Origin of the sequence: Sphingomonas sp. LC-1, from assembly GCF_025371035.1 — a bacterium.
GTDB classification, from domain to species: domain Bacteria; phylum Pseudomonadota; class Alphaproteobacteria; order Sphingomonadales; family Sphingomonadaceae; genus Sphingomonas; species Sphingomonas sanguinis_E.
On sequence record NZ_JANZXB010000001.1, the window covers coordinates 40920 to 58241 of the forward strand.

The window sequence follows — 17322 nt, forward strand, 5'->3', positions numbered from 1 at the left end:
GGACGAATTCGTGATCACCCATAGCCATGATTATCTGGGCCATGCCCATGACGAAAATGCGCGCCGCACTCGGTTGGTGGTCTGGCTCTCCGCCGGAATGATGGTGGGCGAGATCATCGCCGGATATCTGACCGGATCGATGGCGCTCCTCGCCGACGGCTTCCACATGGCGACCCATGTCGGGGCGCTGGGGATTGCGGCCATCGCCTATTCCTATGCCAAGCGGCACGTCGCCAATCCGCGCTATAGCTGGGGCACCGGCAAGGTCGGGGAACTGGCCGGGTTCGGGTCGGCGATGGTGCTGGGGCTGGTGTCGCTCGGCATCGCCTATGAGTCGATCGTTCGGCTCGGCGATCCGCATCCTGTGGCGTTCGGCGATGCGATCTTGGTTGCCGTGCTGGGCCTGCTCATCAACCTGATCAGTGCCTGGATGCTGGGCGGTGGACACGGGCATAGCCATGCGCATGACCATGGTCATCATCATGGTCATGCGCACGACCATCATCACGGCCACGACCATAGGCATGATCGCCATGGCGGTGATACCAATATGCGCGCCGCCTATATTCATGTGCTGGCCGATGCGCTGACCTCCGTGATGGCGATCCTCGCGCTGGTGGCGGGACGCTATCTGGGCTGGCTTTGGCTCGATCCTGCCGTGGGGCTGCTTGGTGCGGTCGTCATCGCCAACTGGTCGGTGGGGCTGATGCGGCAGGCTTCGTCGGTGCTGCTCGACGCCGCCGACCCCGTGCTGGCAAGCGAGGTCCGAAACCGCGTCGAGGGACCGGGCGACCTGCGCATCCATGACTTCCACATCTGGCGGATCGGGCCGACGGCGCATGCCGTGGTCCTGGCGGTCGAGGGCCTGGGCCATGTTCCCAGCAGCGCCAGCGTCCACCAGCGGCTCGACGGGATGAGCGCGCTTGGCCATGTCACGATCGAAGTGCGCTAACCCTTCGTTCAGCGCGGAACGTTAAGAGGCTGGTCATGCGAGCCTTGCAACTTCTGGCGGGCGCCATCCTTATCGGCGCAGTGGGAGGCGGCGTGATGTTGTCGCGCCATGCCGGGCGACAGGACACGGCCATTGACCGCGCACAACCGCCAAGGGCCGCACCCTCGCCGACGCCACCCGCGCCCTCCCCCGCGCCCACCCCGATCCCGACGCCCTTCGTCGTCCGGCACATCCTGCCGCTGACCAAGCCGCTGCATCATGGCGATTATGTCTGGGACGAAAGCGGCGCACCGCAGGGGCCAATCGTCATCACCGTCGATCTGGCGGCCCAGGTCGTGTCGATCTTCCGCGACGGGTATGAGATCGGGACGGCGGCGATGATCTATGGCGCGGACAATATGCCGACGCCGCTGGGCGTCTTTCCGATCCTTCAGAAAGATGCCGATCACGTCTCCAACCTCTATGACGCGGCGATGCCCTATATGTTGCGGCTGACCAACGACGGGGTCGCCATCCATGCCAGCGACGTCCGCTATGGCAACGCCACCCATGGATGTATCGGCGTACCGCTGGGCTTCGCGCGCAAGCTATTCGCCGCGACCCGCCTGGGCGACCGGGTCATCGTCACCAACGGCAAACGGCTGGAAATGGGACAGAGCATCGTCGGCTGACGATGGCGAGGCGGCCGGGTTGCCCCGACCGCCCCAATTCTTAGAACTTGAAGCCGATACGGGCATAACCAAACTGGCCCGGCAGATCGTAGGTCGTCGGATCGAACCCGCCACAGCTCAGGCAATCCGGCGCACGTTGACCCAGCAGATTGTTGACGCCGGCGGTCAGCGTCAGGCGCCGGTCCATCCACGGCAAGGTCCACCCGACCTGCGCGTCGAGATACAGGATCGGTTTCATCTCGCGATTGTCATAGGCGGGCTCGGTTACCTTGCCGATATAGCGACCAGTAAGCGACGCCAGGAAGGTCTCGCTCGACCAGTCGATCGTCGCCACGCTCTTGAAACGCGGATAGGCCTGATCGCCGCGCTCCGTGCCCTGGCGTTCCAGCTTCTCACTGCCCGTCGCGGTCGGCAGCGTCGTGGAATATTCCAGCAGGACATTGCTCGCCCAGGTCAGCCCGATCGTCCCGGCCCCCATACGTGGACTGCGGTAGGTCAGGGTTACATCGATACCCTCGCTTTTGAGCGATGCGATATTCTGCAGCAGGCCACGGATTTGCGTGATCTGTCCGCTGCCCGTGGCCGACCGGGTGATCGCACCGCAACTCGCGGCGTCGTTCTGATTGATGCAATTGGCGAGCAGCACGTCGGCGCCGATCGACGAGATCGCGTCATCGACCCGGATGGTGTAATAATCGGCCTCCAGACTCAACTGGCTGGCCAAGCCGGCCTCTCGCGCCCAGCTTGGGCTGTACACGCCGCCCAGTACCCAGCTTTCCGACCGCTCGGGCTTCAGCGCGCGGTTGCCGCCGGTCAGGATCGGCAGTTGCAGGCCGTTCTGGACATAGTTCAGCGGTACCCCCTGGGCGAGGCAGTTCTGACGAACCGTGCTGTTCGCCGGCAGGCTGGCCAGGCCCGAACAGGGATCGATCACGCCGCCGTCGAAGCGCGACGGCGTGCCGAACAACTCGCCGATGCTGGGCGCACGGAAGCCTTGCGCCCATGTGCCACGCAGACGCAGATCCTCGAAAGGCTTCCAGCTCAATCCGCCCTTCATCACCGTCCGGTTGCCGCTGGTCGAATAGTCCGAATAGCGGGCGGCGAAGCTGCCCTCCAGCAGGCGGAAGAAGGGAACGTCCTTCAATACCGGGATGCTGAGTTCGCCATAGACCTCGTTGACGTTGAACGCGCCGGAGGTCGGCTGCGCCGGAATGTCGGAGCCCAGACCGGCCGCGACGATGGCGTCGGGTGTGAAGGAGCCTGTCTGGCGGCGGAACTCATAGCCCGCCGCAAGCCCCAACGGCCCCGCGGGAAGCTGCAAAAGCGTGCCGGTCAGGTTCAGCGTCGCGTCGGTCATCGTCTGCTCCGACCGGTCGCGCTGGGTGAAGGTGACGTAATCGATCATCGCCTGCGTGATCGAGCCTGCCCCGCCGAAGATGTTGAACGGAACGCAGGCACCGGTGCAATTGGCGGCCGGACCCAACGCCAGCGCGAGATTGGCCGCGTTCACATTGCCGTGCGCCACCTGCTTGGCCTGGTTCTCGGCATAGATGAGATTGGCGTCCCAATACCAGGTCCCCTCGCCGATCCCGAACTGCCCGTCGAGGGTGCTCGACATGTACATGGTGTCGACGCGCTGGCTATAGTGGCGCGGTCCGTTCTCGACGAAGCGGCGGCCGATGAAACCGTAATTGGCAGGCGTACCGTTATTGCCAGCGCTCAACGTCACCCCGAACGGGTTGAACGGATTGGTCCGGTCGATCGAGATGGTATCGAGCAAATTGCCGTTGCCCGCATCCGGCCCGACGAACAGCGGCAGCGGTGCCGCCTGATTGTCCGACGTCCGACGGTTGTAGATCAGTTTGGTGCTGAGGCGGACACGATCCGACAATTGCCCGGTGAAGTTGACGAACGCGCCGACGCGTTCCTGCGGCGTGAGAAGATAGTTATAGGGTCGGAAGTTGAACCGGTCCGCCACCGTGAAGGATTTGAAATCGCTGTTCGCACCCGTGGGATCGCTGGGGTCGAAACGGGGACGGGTCAGGGGATTGCTCTTCAGCGTCAGGTTCATCGACTCCCCCGTCACCGGGTTGTTGATGATGAACCGGCCATTGGGCGTGCCCGAGCTACAGCTGCTGGTGCAGGCTGTCGCGCCCGGATCGGGGAAGGCGTAATAGGGGCGATCCCCGGCGAGGACCGAGCCTTGCTTGATGTAATTGGCCCCCACGACCAGTGATACCCGCTGATCCTCGGAACGATGACCCCAGCTCAACTGATAGTTCTGGGTGACGCCGTCGCCCTCATCATAGGCACCGAGTTGCGCGGTCGCCAGAAAGCCGTTCTGCCGCTTCTTGGTGATGATGTTGACCACGCCTGCGATCGCGTCCGAGCCATAGATGGTGGATGCGCCGTCACGCAGCACGTCGACGCGATCGATCATGCCATCGGGAATGGCATTGAGGTCGACCGCGCCCGGCACGCCGCTGGCCGCGCTGCCGTTGATGAAGCGCAGGCCGTCGACCAGTACCAGGGTCCGGCGGCTGCCCAGATAGCGCAAGTCGATTTCGGCCGAACCGGCGCCCACGCCGCCGCCATCGGGGGGATTGCCATTGTTGCCGGACCGATTGAAGCGGGAATTGAGGCCGCCCGCCGCACCAGGCAACCTTTGCAGCACGTCGCCGATCGACGACAGGCCGGTACGAGCGATGTCCGCGCTGTCGATCGCGGTCAGGGGTGCAGTCTGGTCCAACGGATCGCGACGGATACGCGATCCCGTCACCACGATCGTCTCGTCGCCGGTCGCGGCCGTGGTCGCGCCGCTTCCCTCCGTCGGCGCGGTCTGCGCCTGCGCCTGCGCACCCACGATCAGCGCACCGATCGCCACGCTCGCCAGCCGCCAGTGTCGCATACGACCCGTTCCATTAGCCATGATCTGTCCCCTTCTTATCTTTCCTGATCTGCCTCCGTTCCTGCTGCGGATTTTCGACGGTCTGTTTATGCCGCCTTGAAATGGCTTAAGTTCGTCGTTGAGGTAGGTGGGTCACGCCCAAGCCGATTTCAGGCCAGGCCCCATCGACATTCCCCAAATTCCCCGGTGAGATGCAAAGTCGCGTCCCGTGCGCGCCGATCCGGCCTAGCACCCCCACCCGTCCGTCACGCCGCGATTTCCGGCCCAATGCAACGAATCGATCGCTGACATCCAAGGGCCCCCCCACTACGGCGAAGTAACAGGTTCGATGCGCCATGCGTCCCTCATAGCCCCTGACGATTTGTATACGATATTATGCCGTGATTCTTGTCAATCGGGATGATGTCTGTTCGCAAAAATGCCCGGCGCGTGTTGCTCATATACGCCACCTGATCGGCAGAGAGAGCAGGAGCGGTAGCGTTGAGCCCCATACCCTCGCCTCCTCACATCCTTGCCCTTTAGGTAATGCGAGTCATTTGCATATTTATGACTGCAGTACTAAAGGGCGTTGCGAATGATTATCGATAGCTGAAAGGGGTATGAGATGCTTTTGACGCTTGCCATGGTGGCAGCGCTCGGAGAGCCTGTCCGCGAGCCTAAGGATGCGGGGGATCAGAAAGAGGTCGTAGTGACCGCCACCCGCGCGCCGATCCAGGCACAGGACGCGCCGGTCACCATCTCGATCAAGAACGCCGATCAGATTGCGGACGAGCTGGCGACCGACATCAAGGACTTGGTTCGCTTCGAACCGGGGATCAGCGTGCGCCGGGCGCCCACCCGCTTCGGCGCGGCGGCGGGGTCGACCGGTCGCGCGGGCAATGAAGGCTTCGTCATCCGGGGGATCGGCGGCAATCGGGTGCTGATCCAAGTCGACGGCGTCCGCATACCCTATGGCTTCAGCTTCGGCGCACAGGATGTGGGGCGTGGCGACTATGTCGATCTCGGGCTCATCAAGTCGGTCGAGTTTCTGCGTGGCCCCGCCTCAGCGCTTTATGGCAGCGACGGTCTGGCGGGCGCGGTCAGCTTCACGACGAGCGACCCTGGCGACATATTGGGCGACGCGTCCGTCGGCGGATCGCTTCGCACCCAGTATAATTCGGCGGATGACGAGTTCACCCAGTCGGGCATCGTCGCCGCGCGTTCGGGGACTGTCTCGGCGATGCTCGCCTATACGCGGCGCGACTTTTCCGAGCTGAAAAACCGGGGCGATGTCGAGGGCACCGGCGTCACCCGCACCGCACCCAATCCGCAGGACGGCCAGTCCAACGCGCTGCTCGGCAAGTTGGTGTGGAACGTCGCACCTGGGCATCGTCTTCGCGCAACCGGCGAGTATCTCGACAACCGGGTCGAGACCGACGTGCTGACCGGCATCAACACCAGCGTCGCGGGGTTGCAGGCACGCGATACCGGCAAGCGCTGGCGCGGTGCGCTCGACTGGACCTATGACGGTGCAGGCCTCGTCCAGTTCGCACGCGCGGCCGCCTATATTCAGGATGCCGACGATCGCCAGTTCAGCGCGGAGGATCGCCGGACGCTGGCCGACCGCACCCGGCTGAACACGCTGGAGAACCGGGTCTATGGCGGATCGGGCGAGATACGGCTGGGCTTTGCGACAGGCGCGGTCACCCATCGGCTGGTGACCGGTGCCGATGTCAGCGTCCTGCGCCAGCGCGGCGTCCGCGACGGCACCGTGCCGCCCTCTGGCGAAACCTTTCCGACCCGCGCCTTCCCGACCACCAACTTCACGCTGGCCGGGGCCTTTGTCGGGGACGAGATCGGGATCGGTCCGCTGACCCTGCACCCGGCACTCCGCTACGACTGGTATCGCCTGTCGCCCGAACGCGATCCGCTGCTGCCCCAATTCGTGGGCGCCGGTCAGTCTGCCGACCGGGTGAGCCCGCGCATCGGCGCGGTGGTCACACTCGCCCCGACGATACGCCTGTTCGCCAGCTATGCCCGCGGGTTCCGCGCGCCCGAGCCGGGGCAGATCAACCAGTTCTTCTCGAACCTCGCTTTCGGCTATACCTCCATTCCCAACCCGAACCTCCGCCCCGAGACGAGCGAAGCGGTCGAGGCCGGGCTGCGCCTCAACAGCGAAACGGTCGATCTGTCGGCCAGCGTCTTTCGCGCCGATTATCGCGACTTCATCAGCCAGGAGGTGGTGGGCGGCGCCTTCACCCCGACCAATCCCGCCCAGTATCAGTTCGTCAATCTCGACCGCGCAAAGGTGAAAGGCGCCGAGGCGCGGTTCGAAGGGCGGGCGGACAATGGCGTGACGGGCCAGCTCGCCATCTCCTATTCGGAGGGGGAGCAGAGCACGCCGGACGGGACGCGCAAGCCGCTGGCGACGATCGACCCGCTCAAGCTGGTGATGGGGATCGGCTGGCGCGAACCGGGATCGGGGCGCTTCGGTGGCCAGATCATCATGACCCACAGCGCGCGCAAGGCGACGCAGGACACGACCGGGCTGTGCAGCACCGAATGTTTCCGCCCGGCCGCCTTCACCATCCTCGACGCGACGCTGTTCGCGCGACTGAGCGACGCGCTGACGTTCCGGGCGGGCGTCTTCAACCTGACCAACGCCACCTATGCCTGGTAGTCAGACGTGCGCGGGCTGAGCGCACCCCGCCCTCTCCCCGCCGGCGCCGCCGACGTGCCGCCCGTCGCCTTCACCCAGCCGGGGCGCAATGCCAGCGCTTCGCTCACCTTCCGCTTTTGAGGAGCCCATCGATGACCTATCGTCCGATGCTGATGATCGCCGCGCTTGCGCTGCTGCCCGTGCCCGCCCATGCCGATGGCCCGGTCAAGCAGACCGCTGCCGAGGCCCAAGCTGCCAAGACCGCCGATCGCGCCGAAATCCTGGCGATGGCGGGCAATTACAAGGTTCGCTTCGACATGCAGGAAACGACCCCCTGGATGGCAGGCTATACGCCGCTGGAGCGCAAGATTTCCGGCGGCAACGAAGTCGTGCGGGTGATCGAGGACACGCCCGACCATATCGCGCTCCAGCATCTGTTGGTCGTCGAGCATGACGGCAAGTCCCATGTCATCAAGCATTGGCGCCAGGACTGGGATTATCAGCCGTCTCGTATGCTGGTCTATGCAGGTCAGGGCAAATGGACATGGGAAGAGGTACCGGAGCGGATGCGCGCCGGTCGCTGGTCGCAAACCGTCTATCAGGTCGACGACAGCCCGCGTTACGCCGGATGGGGCCAGTTCGAGACGCAGGGCGGAGTCCGGCGCTGGCGCTCGAACTGGACCTGGCGCCCGCTCGCTCGCCGCGATGCCGTGCGCCATCCGGTCTATGACCGCTATTACGCCATCAACCGCCACCAGCCGACGCCCACCGGCTGGATCCACTGGCAGGACAATATGAAGATGGGGCTGAAGGACGGCAAACTCGTCCCCATCGTCCAGGAATCGGTACTCAACACCTATGAGCGGTTCGACGGCTATGACGTGAAGGCCGCCCAGGACTATTGGTCGAAGACCAAGGATTACTGGGCCGCGGTAAGGACGGCCTGGGCGCGCATCGCCGACACAAAGGGCGGCATCGCCATCCCCGAGGAAGCCGAGACCGGCACCGTGATCAGTGGCCGCCTGCTGGCGATCGCCGACGACATCCAGTCGGGCAAGATCACCACCGCCGCCGGATCGGCCGAGGCGAAGGCCTTGATCGACGGACGCACCACGCCGATCGGTTGATGGATAGGCGCGTTTGACAGGCCGGCATCGCTCCGATGCGGCTTGGCCTTGTGATCGTGCGGATCGGCGCCCATTGACCTGAAGGCCACCGACGCTGGCGTAGGGCTGGCGTCGGTGACGACGAGACGCATTGGGGCAAGCCCGCCTCGATCGCGACCGCGCGCGCGAAGAACTAAGCGCGGCCCATGCTCTACCAGCCGTCGCACTGCACCCGACCGAGGCAGCGGATTACCGACGCGAAGTCGAAAACCTCCACAAGCGGTGACGGCCCCGTACGCCAAGGAAGCGACCATCCCGGCGCTCCGCAACCTGATAGATCGAATCATCCTGACGCCCGCTAAGAGCGTGCGCGGCGTCGAGACTGAGGTGCAGGACCGCCTTGCAGCGATCATCTGTCTAGCGATGGGGAAGCCTGTCGAGCAGGAACGTACTTTTCAGATGGAGCGGGTGAAGGGAATCGAACCCTCGTCGTAAGCTTGGGAAGCTTCTGCTCTACCATTGAGCTACACCCGCGAAACAACGACTTATCGTTGCTCTCATCGCTCGCGACGCCCCGGGCCAGAATCCCGGTTTGCAGACCCGCTTGCGATCTGACGGCCGAGTGCCACATTCCTGGCGTGGTCGTCAACGCAGTTCGTCCCAATTCACCGGATTTCCTCGAATGACCAGATCAGCGCCGCATCGATGCCTCCCACAGGCAATATTGCAGAGGTGCGAACCGCTGGAGGCAAGCTCTACCTGTTCGTCGCCATCGACCGCAGCGGCAAATTCTCCATGAGGGCCAGCCAGCTATGCCGATGAAAGCCAGCCGCCCGTAAACCCGGCACGCGTAAGCCCGGCGCGGATATAGGAATTCTTCTGCATCGTCTTCCAGATCAGCCCGCTGCGCCAGTTTTCGATCATGCACGCGATCGGTCCCTGGTCGATGCCGAGATAGTCATCCGCGACCCAACCGATATAGGGCACGACCTTGCCGTGTTGCAGCTTGACGTCTCTCAGCGTCATCGTGGGATTGAAGCTATCGCGAAAGCCGTATCGGTCGTAGATCGCGGTGCCATAGGTGGAATACATCGCACGCGCCGCAGGCAGCACGATTTCCGGCGCGAACGCCACCGAACCGAGCGCGGCGGTGGGTGCAATCGTCCCGTCGTCGCGGTCGCCGGGGCCGCGTCCCGAATAGGAAAAGAACTCCCGGTTCCGGCCGTCGATCTTCCGGACGAAATCTCCCGGCCCGTCGCACGCGGTGAGTCCCCAGACATTCTCGCCATAGCCGCGCCAGCCCGCCGGATTGTTGATCGCATAGCGGCGCTGCGCATAGGTCGCCCGGCGGCTATTCTCGAAATAATCGAACCCGCGCCGCTTGGAATAGCTATCCATCAGACCACGAAAATCGAGCCACACCTGGCTGTACTGATGCCCGAACAGGGGCGGGAAAGCCGTGAACGGATTGTCGTATTTCTCGTCCCAGGACGGGTCGAATGTGGCGGTCCACTCGTCCCATGTCGTGGGCGGCAGTGCATGCGTCGGCGAGCCGAGCGCCAGGACGTACAGGATCAGACTTTCGTTATAGATATTCCAGTCCGAACCGATGAACCCGCTTTCGGGATGCCAGCCCATCGAGACGAACGGCTTGCGCGGCGTGATCCAGTCCCATTCGACCGCACGGTAGAGTTGGTCGGCCAGCGCTCGGATTTCCCGCTCCGCAGGGTCGGTCTCGTCGTCGAACCATGTCTGCGCGAAAAGGACGCCGCCCAGCAGCAGCGCGGTGTCGATCGTCGACAACTCGGTCCTGGCGAAGCGATGCCCCTTGGTGACGCCCAGGAAATGGTAGAAAAAGCCCTTATAGCCGCTCGTGCCGTCCTTCGCCGGGCCTTGCGGCGCATTCGCGAAGAAGCGCAGTGTCGCCAAAGTGCGTTGCGCGGCGGCGGCCCGCGTGATCCAGCCACGCGCCGCCGCGATCGGATACGTCGTAAGCGCAAAGCCGACCGCGGCGATCGATGCGAAACTCGGCGTCGGCCACCGATCGGGCGCGAGCCCCGTGACCTGATCGGTGGTATTCCAGAAATAGCTGACGGTGCGCTGCTGAATGTCGTCCATCAACGGGTCGCTGGCACTTGCCGGGGTGGTGCCCACCTTCGGCAGCACGCCAGGAAACGCCATTGGCGGCGCTCGTTTGGGCGCAAGCGGCCCGGCGGTACACCCCGCCAGCCACCCCGCCCCGCCAAGCGCGGCGGCGCGCACGATATCGCGTCGGTCGAACGTCATGCGGTCAGCCGTCCTCTCCTGTCATTCTCGACCGTCTCTGCGGCCTGTCAGGGCCGTCACCCCGGCCCGAGGCCGGGATGACGACGGATCATCAGAAGTTGAAGCCGGCCGACAGCTTCACCGTGCGCGGCGGATTGCCGCCGATGCTGTAGGTCGACACTTCACGGTAGATGCTCGGCGAGCCCGACGTGCGCGTCGTATCGCTGGGGTCGTTGTTATAGTCGACATAGTTCCGGTCGTTCATCGCGTTGATGATGTCGACGCGGAAGCGGATGCGCGTCGCATCGCTGATGAACTTCAGCGGCACATATTTGGTGAATGCCAGGTCGAGCTGGCGACGGCCCCAGCGATCGCCCAGCCCGAACACTTCCGAGCCGACCAGCGTCCGCTGATACGGCGTCGACGTATCGAGCAGGGCGCGCTGGAAGGTCGGGCTCTCGATCTGGAACTTCGCGGACATCGTCACGCCCAGCGGCGTGTCCACGCTGCCCGCGACCACGAAGCGGTGACGCGGGACCACGCCCGAACGCAGCATCGGATAATCCGAGGCCTTGGGGAAATCGAGCAGGAAGTAGGACGACTGGTCGTTGTTCGGCCGGTTATCGACCGCCGCCGTGAAGGTATAGGTGGCGTCGATGCTCCACGGCGAGGCCGCAGAATAGGCCTTGGTCAGCTTGGCATAGGCCGAGTCCGCGCGCGTCTCGAGCCCGTTGTCGCCCAGGATGATCGCGCCATAACCCGAAGGCGCGAAGCTGGTGTTCGGCCCCTGCGGCGCGCCCGTGGTCGGTGACGGCGCGAAGAACGACCCGTCGGGGCGACGCGTACCGAGCAGATAGACGAACCCGTCCTTGCTGACGATCCGGGTATAGCCGACTTCCAACTCGACCGGGTTGAACCGCCCGCGTACCCCCAGGCTGAACTGGTCCGAATAAGGAACCTTGAGGTCGTTCTTGATGAAGCGGAACTCGCGCCCGCCAGGACCGCCATTGCCGATCAGCTGCTGACGGCCCGCATCGGTCAGATAGATCGGATTCCAGGGAATGCAGTTCGGTCCGGGCGTGCACGGATTGATCGTGTCGGCGCCCTGGAAAAGGAACTCGCGACGCTGGAAACGGCCATTGGCCAGTTCCTGCTGCAGGAAGTCGAACTGGTTGCGATCGTACGACCGGCCATAGCCGCCGAACACCGCGAACCGGCCCTGTTCGTCCAGGCGATAGGTGAAGCCGACGCGCGGCTGCCACGCCCCCTTGAACGCCTTCCGATTGCTGCCGGTCGAGATATAGTCGCCGATCTTGTAGTCGGCATTCACAAGGTTTGGATAGTTTGCGGGCGACACCGCGTTGACGTTCTCGGCGGAAGTTACATAGTTCAGGAACGCCGGGGTCCGCTCATAATCCCAGCGCAGGCCGAGGTTCAGCGTCAGCCGATCGGTCACGTCCCAGTCGTCCTGCGCATACAGGCCGAGCTGGAAGTTCTTCGAACGGATGCGCGGATCGCCCAGGCTGCCATTCGCGCCGAATTGCAGGCTGTACGGGATCTGGTCGTTGAAACCGCTCGCCGACGGCAAGGTGGTGTCATAGAGATAGAGCGGGTTGATCAGGTTCTGCTCGAGCGAGTTGAGCGTCACCCATTTCGCCTTCGCGCCGACCTTGAACGTGTGGTTCTCGACGCCGGTCCAGGTGAAATCGTCCTGGACGGTCCAGCCCTTCTGCCCCTTGTCCTGGAACCCAAGCCCGGCGCCGGTGCGGAACAGGTCGAAGGTCGACACGCTGTTGCCGTTACGGGTGGTGGTCCGGAACTGCTGCCCGATGCCGTTCTCGGCGGGCTGCGGCGACCAGGCGACATCCTCATAGGAGACGCGCACGTCGTTGATCCACTTGTCATCGGTATGCTGCCAGCGCAGCATGCCCCGCTTCTCGTTGACCTTGCTCAACGTGCGGGTCGAGAAGGCGGCATTGCCGTTGCCGATCTGCACGCCGGTCTCGTTGCGGTACTTGCCGGTGAGCTCGATCAAGTCCTTGTCGGTCGGCTCGAGGTCGATCTTGCCGAAATACAGGTCCTGGCGGAAGCTCGAGTTGTACGACCCGAAGATGTCGCGATACTGCGCGGGCAGGCTGGACACCGCCACGCCGTTGGTCGGCAGGATGTCGATCGGGACCTGCCGCCGCTTGCCCTCGTAGCTGACGAAGAAATGCGCGACGTCCTTGACGATCGGTCCGCCCAGCGCGACGCCGAACTGCTTGTCTTCCGAGGGGATCTTGGTGATCTTGGTGGGGAAGATCTCGGTCGGGCGACGGTCGCGAAGATTCTGGTTGGTGAAGTCGAAAAAGCCTTCACCGTGGAATTCGTTGGTACCCGACTTCGTGCCCGCGATGATCGCGACCGAGCTGACCTGGTCCAGCTCCGCCTTGTAGTTCGACGACAGCACCTGATATTCGCCGATCGCGAGCTGCGGGAACGGGTTGCCCGGCGAGCTGTCCTGCCCGGTCAGGCCGCCGCGCAGCACGTAATCCTTCTGGCTGACGCCATCGATAAAGACGTTGACGGAATTCGACCCCTGCGCGCCGCCCTGGATGCGCGAGCTGCCGTCCGAGCTTTCGATGAAGCGGACGCCGGGCGCGAGATCGGCAAAGGCCAGGAAGTTGCGGCTGTTCTGCGGCAACTGCTCGATCAGCCTGGGGGTGATGTTGACCCCAACCTGCCCGCCGGACAGCGAGCGGATGCGGCTGCCGGTGACGATGATGTCGCCGGCCTGCGCTTCGGCCGGGGGCGGCGTGGTCTCGCCTGCGGTGTTGTCGCCGGGCGCGGGTTGCGCGGGTGCCGGGCGGTGGTCAGGTCGAGGTCGAGCCCGGCATTCTGCCCGACCCGCAGCGTGAACTCGTCCGAATTGCGCGTGCCCTTCTGAAGGCGGATTTCCAGCCGATATGCACCGGCCCGCAGCGACGGGAAATTATAGCTGCCGTCCGCGCCGGGCACGACGGTACGACGAAAGCCGGTGTCGACCTCGACCAGGGTCACATCCTGCAAGGGGTTGTCGGGCGCGGTACGGATCACGCCGCGCAGCGCCGCCTGCCCGGCCTGCGCCGATGCAGGCGCGCTCCACATCGCCCCGGCGCCCAGCCCCGCCAGCATCGTCGCCCCGGCAAGTGCCAGCCTGAATGCGTTCCTTTTCATAATCCTATCCCCTGTCTGCTTCTCTTGTTGTTTCACGCACCATCAGATGCGGGACGATCACCTCGTCCGCTTCGGTCGTTGCGTCTTCCGAAGATCCTTCGCGGAAACCTTCGATCTGCCTTGCCAGCCGGGCCACCGCGCGGGCGCCCATCGCCGCGATATCGACCGCGACGCTGGTCAGCGCCGGGCTCACCAACCTAGCCAGCGGAATGTCGTCGAAACCGGCGACCGCGACCTGCCCCGGCACCGCGACGCCGTGGCGCTTCAACGCCGTCAGCGCGCCGATCGCCATCATGTCGTTGGCCGCGAAGATCGCATCCGCCTCCAGCGTCCCCGCCCCGACGCGCTCGCCGACCGCAACGCCGCTCGCCTCCAGGAAATCGCCCTCGATCACACTGAGCGCGACGCCCGCTGCGGCGGCGGCGTCCTGCGCGCCCGCACAGCGCTCCTGCGCGTCGAGATTGCCCAGGGGGCCGGAGATGTGGACGATCCGCTTCGCCCCGCCCGCCGCCAGATGCGCGACCGCCGCAGCGGCCCCGGCGCGATTGTCGATACGCAGGTTCGGACTGCCCTTCTGCGGCACGCAGGCGAGAAACACAGCGGCCAGCCCGCGCGGCATATTCTGTGCAAGCACATCGGGATCGAGTTCGGGCGCCATCACCAGCAGCCCGTCGACCTGCCCCCGCAGCGCTGCCAGCGTATCGAGCCCGCGCCCGTCATGGAGCACGGTCAGCAACAGCCCCAATCGACGCATGCTCGCCTCCCTGTCCATGCCTCTTAGCAATTCGGAGAAGAACTCGCCGTGCAGATCGGGCAGCACCACCCCGATCGCCCCGGTCCGCGCCATGCTGAGACTGCGCGCACCGGCATGGGGGACATAGCCGAGCTGCGCCGCCGCCTCCTCGACCCGGGCCCGCATTTCGGCGCGCACATGATCCCGCCCGTTGAACACACGCGACACCGATGCGACGGAGACACCCGCCACCCGCGCGACGTCGTGGATCGTCGCATGCGCACCCCGCGCCGCCGGGGCGGCAACGGGCGCAGAATCGGGTTTGTCGGGCAACATGGCCGTCGAAGCATCCTCTCTCGATCGCGGGCTTGTAACCGCTTACAGAAACCGCTTACATGAACTAGGAATGACAATCAATCGGTCGATTGTTCGGCTGGGCGCCATTCCGATCGGCGGCTGGAAAGTGATCCAACGCCCTGTTCTTGCTGACCGCATCGATCGCGGTGGAGACAGGGCAGAAAGTCGGATCGCCTTCCCGGTCACGACGTGAATGACGTATAAATGAGAACGAAAGGGAGCAGGATGAACGGTCAGGATCGACGGATATCGCGGCGTGCATTGCTAGCAGGAGCTGGTGCGGCACTGGCATGGTCGGCTAGTCCGGCACGGGCTCTGCTCGCCATCGTCGGCGAACGCCCACTTCCTGCGGCGGTCGAGGCGCTGATCTCCCGAATGACGCTCGTCGAGAAGGCCGGGCAACTCAATCTCCTCGCAGCCGCCTGGGCCGGGGGCGCGGCGATTTCGCTCAACCCGGCGGGCGCGGCGTCGAGCTTCGATGCGCAGTTGCGCATGGTCCGTCGGGGCGAGCTGACCGGCGTGTTCAACGGCAATGGCGCGGAGATGGCGCGGCGAATGCAGACCGAGGCGGTGCGCCGTTCGCGGCTTAAAATTCCGCTGCTATTTGCCGCCGACGTCATCCACGGCCTGCGCACCGTCTTCCCGGTGCCGCTTGCCGAAGCGGCGAGCTTTGATCCCGATCTGGCGCGTCGGACCGCTCGTGCCGCAGCGGTCGAGGCGTCGGCCTCGGGGATCGACTGGACCTTTGCGCCGATGGTCGACATCGCCCGCGATGCGCGCTGGGGCCGAGGCGTCGAGGGATCGGGGGAGGATGTGCTGCTCGGTCGGTTGATGGCCGCAGCGCGCGTCGAGGGTTTTCAGGGCAGCGGCCTTGCCGCGCCGGATGCCGTTGCGGCCTGTGCCAAGCATTTCGTCGCCTATGGCGCGGGCGAGTCCGGGCTTGATTACAACAGCGTCGACGTATCGGAACGTACGCTGCGCGACGTCTATTTCCCGCCCTTCCAGGCGGCCTTCGCGGCGGGTGCGCCGACCGTGATGGCATCGTTCAACGATCTGTCGGGGGTGCCCGCGACGGCGAACCCGTGGCTACTCGACACGATCCTGCGCAAGGAGTGGGGCTTTGGTGGGCTGGTCGTCTCCGATTATACGGGTGACGAGGAACTGATCGCACATGGCTTCGCCAAGGATGGCCGTGATGCCGCGCGCCTTGCCTTCCTCGCGGGCGTCGACATGTCGATGCAAAGCGGGCTGTATCTCCAACACCTCCCCGATCTGGTCGAGAAAGGCGAGGTGCCAATGGCACGGCTCGACCAGGCGGTGCGTCGCGTGCTTGCGCTCAAGGTCGCGCTCGGGCTGTTCGACGATCCCTTCCGCCGCATCGATCCGGCGCGCGAGAAAGCCCGGCTGCGCACCCCCGAGACGCTGGCGCTTGCGCGCGAGGCGGGCGGGCGCAGCATCGTCATGCTTCGCAACGAAGGCGACGTGCTCCCCCTGCCCCGCTCGGGAAAGAAGATCGCGCTGATCGGGCCGTTCGCGGGCGGCGGCCATGATCTGATCGGGCCATGGAATGTCTATGGCACCGATCGCGAGGCGGTGGACCTCGTCACCGCGGTGCGTGAGACCGTTCCCGGCGCGACCATGGACGATGGCAGCGATTTGGCGCGCGCGGTCGCCGCAGCGCGTGCCGCCGACATCGTCGTGCTGGCGATCGGCGAAACGCAGAACATGTCGGGCGAGGCGCAGTCGCGTACCGAGATCGTCGTGCCCGCCGAGCAACAGGCACTGGCCGAGGCGATCGCCGCGACCGGGAAACCCTATGTCGTGCTGTTGCGCACCGGGCGGGCGCTCGCGCTGACCGGTGCGGTGGCGAAGGCACCCGCCTTGTTGGTGACGTGGTTCCTGGGCTCGCAGGACGGCCCGGCCATCGCCGACATCCTGTTCGGCGCGGTTTCCCCCTCCGCGCGGCTGCCGGTATCCTTCCCCCGCGCCAGTGGGCAGGTGCCCTATTATTATGCGCATCGCAGCACCGGCCGCCCCAACCCGCCTGGAGCGCTACAGCCCTATAAGGCGCACTTTCGCGACTATCCGAACAGTGCTTTGTTCGCGTTCGGTCACGGCCTGACCTACGGCAAGATGGACTATTCGGACCTTCGGCTGAGCACTGCCACGCTGGGCGACACGCCGCTGACGATCCGCGCGACCATCGCCAATACGGGCCGCATGACGGCGACGGAAGTCGTCCAGCTCTATGTCCACGATGTCGTCGCCAGCGTGACCCAACCGGTGCGTGTGCTGAAAGCGTTCACCCGCGTCACCCTTGCCCCGGGGGCGCGGCAGGATGTGACCTTCACCCTCACCCGCGCCGACCTGTCCTTTATCGGCCGCGACCTGACGCCGACGACCGAACCCGGCACTTTCTGCTTATGGGTCGCACCATCCGCCGAAGCCGAAGGGCTGGCGGGCACATTCACGCTGACGTGAACTCCAGCGACGTCAG

At 64.9% G+C, this 17322-nt stretch carries 12 protein-coding genes and 1 tRNA gene; 7 read left to right on the plus strand and 6 right to left on the minus strand.

Features of this window, described 5'->3' with window-relative positions; translation table 11 throughout:
- Window positions 1-10: 10 nt before the first annotated feature.
- A complete protein-coding gene (gene dmeF / locus NZL82_RS00220; RefSeq protein ID WP_261267770.1) occupies window positions 11-952 on the plus strand; it encodes a CDF family Co(II)/Ni(II) efflux transporter DmeF in 942 nt (313 codons plus the stop codon).
- A 35-nt stretch (window positions 953-987) separates the two neighbouring features.
- A complete protein-coding gene (locus NZL82_RS00225; protein WP_261267771.1) occupies window positions 988-1623 on the plus strand; it encodes a L,D-transpeptidase family protein in 636 nt (211 codons plus the stop codon).
- Window positions 1624-1663: 40 nt separating this feature from the next.
- On the opposite strand, the gene NZL82_RS00230 is transcribed toward NZL82_RS00225, so the two are convergent.
- Window positions 1664-4552: a TonB-dependent receptor domain-containing protein gene (locus tag NZL82_RS00230; protein ID WP_261267772.1), complete on the minus strand. Its 2889-nt coding sequence runs from the start codon at window positions 4550-4552 to the stop codon at window positions 1664-1666.
- A 583-nt stretch (window positions 4553-5135) separates the two neighbouring features.
- Between NZL82_RS00230 and NZL82_RS00235 the strand changes: the two genes are divergently transcribed.
- From NZL82_RS00235 to NZL82_RS00245, 3 genes are all read left to right on the plus strand, one after another.
- Complete coding sequence (locus NZL82_RS00235) at window positions 5136-7190, plus strand: TonB-dependent hemoglobin/transferrin/lactoferrin family receptor (RefSeq protein WP_261267773.1); 2055 nt, start codon at window positions 5136-5138, stop codon at window positions 7188-7190.
- Between the two features lie 131 nt (window positions 7191-7321).
- Window positions 7322-8296, plus strand: coding sequence for a DUF6607 family protein (locus tag NZL82_RS00240; RefSeq protein WP_261267774.1), 975 nt, complete (start codon window positions 7322-7324; stop codon window positions 8294-8296).
- Window positions 8297-8557: 261 nt separating this feature from the next.
- A complete protein-coding gene (locus NZL82_RS00245; protein ID WP_261267775.1) occupies window positions 8558-8770 on the plus strand; it encodes a hypothetical protein in 213 nt (70 codons plus the stop codon).
- Here the strand turns inward: NZL82_RS00245 and NZL82_RS00250 are convergent.
- The 5 genes from NZL82_RS00250 to NZL82_RS00270 all read right to left on the minus strand — a co-directional run bounded on the left by NZL82_RS00250 (window position 8736) and on the right by NZL82_RS00270 (window position 14804).
- Window positions 8736-8809, minus strand: a tRNA-Gly gene (locus NZL82_RS00250). The genes NZL82_RS00245 and NZL82_RS00250 overlap by 35 nt on opposite strands.
- A gap of 276 nt (window positions 8810-9085) precedes the next feature.
- A complete protein-coding gene (locus NZL82_RS00255; RefSeq protein ID WP_261267776.1) occupies window positions 9086-10561 on the minus strand; it encodes a glucoamylase family protein in 1476 nt (491 codons plus the stop codon).
- A 91-nt stretch (window positions 10562-10652) separates the two neighbouring features.
- Complete coding sequence (locus tag NZL82_RS00260) at window positions 10653-13223, minus strand: TonB-dependent siderophore receptor (RefSeq protein ID WP_261267777.1); 2571 nt, start codon at window positions 13221-13223, stop codon at window positions 10653-10655.
- Between the two features lie 8 nt (window positions 13224-13231).
- Window positions 13232-13735 (minus strand): carboxypeptidase-like regulatory domain-containing protein, encoded by a 504-nt coding sequence (locus tag NZL82_RS00265; protein ID WP_261267778.1) that lies wholly within the window; start codon window positions 13733-13735, stop codon window positions 13232-13234.
- Window positions 13736-13739: 4 nt separating this feature from the next.
- Window positions 13740-14804, minus strand: a complete 1065-nt coding sequence (locus NZL82_RS00270; protein WP_261267779.1) for a LacI family DNA-binding transcriptional regulator — start codon at window positions 14802-14804, stop codon at window positions 13740-13742.
- On the opposite strand from NZL82_RS00270, the gene NZL82_RS00275 reads away from it, so the two are divergent.
- The gene (locus NZL82_RS00275) at window positions 14803-15018 is read left to right on the plus strand and encodes a hypothetical protein (protein ID WP_261267780.1); all 216 of its coding nucleotides are present in this window, start codon (window positions 14803-14805) and stop codon (window positions 15016-15018) included. The genes NZL82_RS00270 and NZL82_RS00275 overlap by 2 nt on opposite strands.
- Window positions 15019-15050: 32 nt before the next feature.
- Window positions 15051-17306 (plus strand): glycoside hydrolase family 3 N-terminal domain-containing protein, encoded by a 2256-nt coding sequence (locus NZL82_RS00280; RefSeq protein ID WP_261267781.1) that lies wholly within the window; start codon window positions 15051-15053, stop codon window positions 17304-17306.
- Window positions 17307-17322: the final 16 nt, after the last annotated feature.

Excerpts from the sequence above, each read along its gene's own strand:
- NZL82_RS00225 (WP_261267771.1), top strand. The coding sequence starts at position 988 with ATGCGAGCCTTGCAACTTCTGGCGGGCGCCATCCTTATCGGCGCAGTG.
- NZL82_RS00230 (WP_261267772.1), bottom strand. The coding sequence starts at position 4,552 with ATGGCTAATGGAACGGGTCGTATGCGACACTGGCGGCTGGCGAGCGTG.
- NZL82_RS00235 (WP_261267773.1), top strand. The coding sequence starts at position 5,136 with ATGCTTTTGACGCTTGCCATGGTGGCAGCGCTCGGAGAGCCTGTCCGC.
- NZL82_RS00240 (WP_261267774.1), top strand. The coding sequence starts at position 7,322 with ATGACCTATCGTCCGATGCTGATGATCGCCGCGCTTGCGCTGCTGCCC.
- NZL82_RS00255 (WP_261267776.1), bottom strand. The coding sequence starts at position 10,561 with ATGACGTTCGACCGACGCGATATCGTGCGCGCCGCCGCGCTTGGCGGG.
- NZL82_RS00265 (WP_261267778.1), bottom strand. The coding sequence starts at position 13,735 with ATGAAAAGGAACGCATTCAGGCTGGCACTTGCCGGGGCGACGATGCTG.
- NZL82_RS00275 (WP_261267780.1), top strand. The coding sequence starts at position 14,803 with ATGGCCGTCGAAGCATCCTCTCTCGATCGCGGGCTTGTAACCGCTTAC.
- NZL82_RS00270 (WP_261267779.1), bottom strand. The coding sequence starts at position 14,804 with ATGTTGCCCGACAAACCCGATTCTGCGCCCGTTGCCGCCCCGGCGGCG.
- NZL82_RS00280 (WP_261267781.1), top strand. The coding sequence starts at position 15,051 with ATGAACGGTCAGGATCGACGGATATCGCGGCGTGCATTGCTAGCAGGA.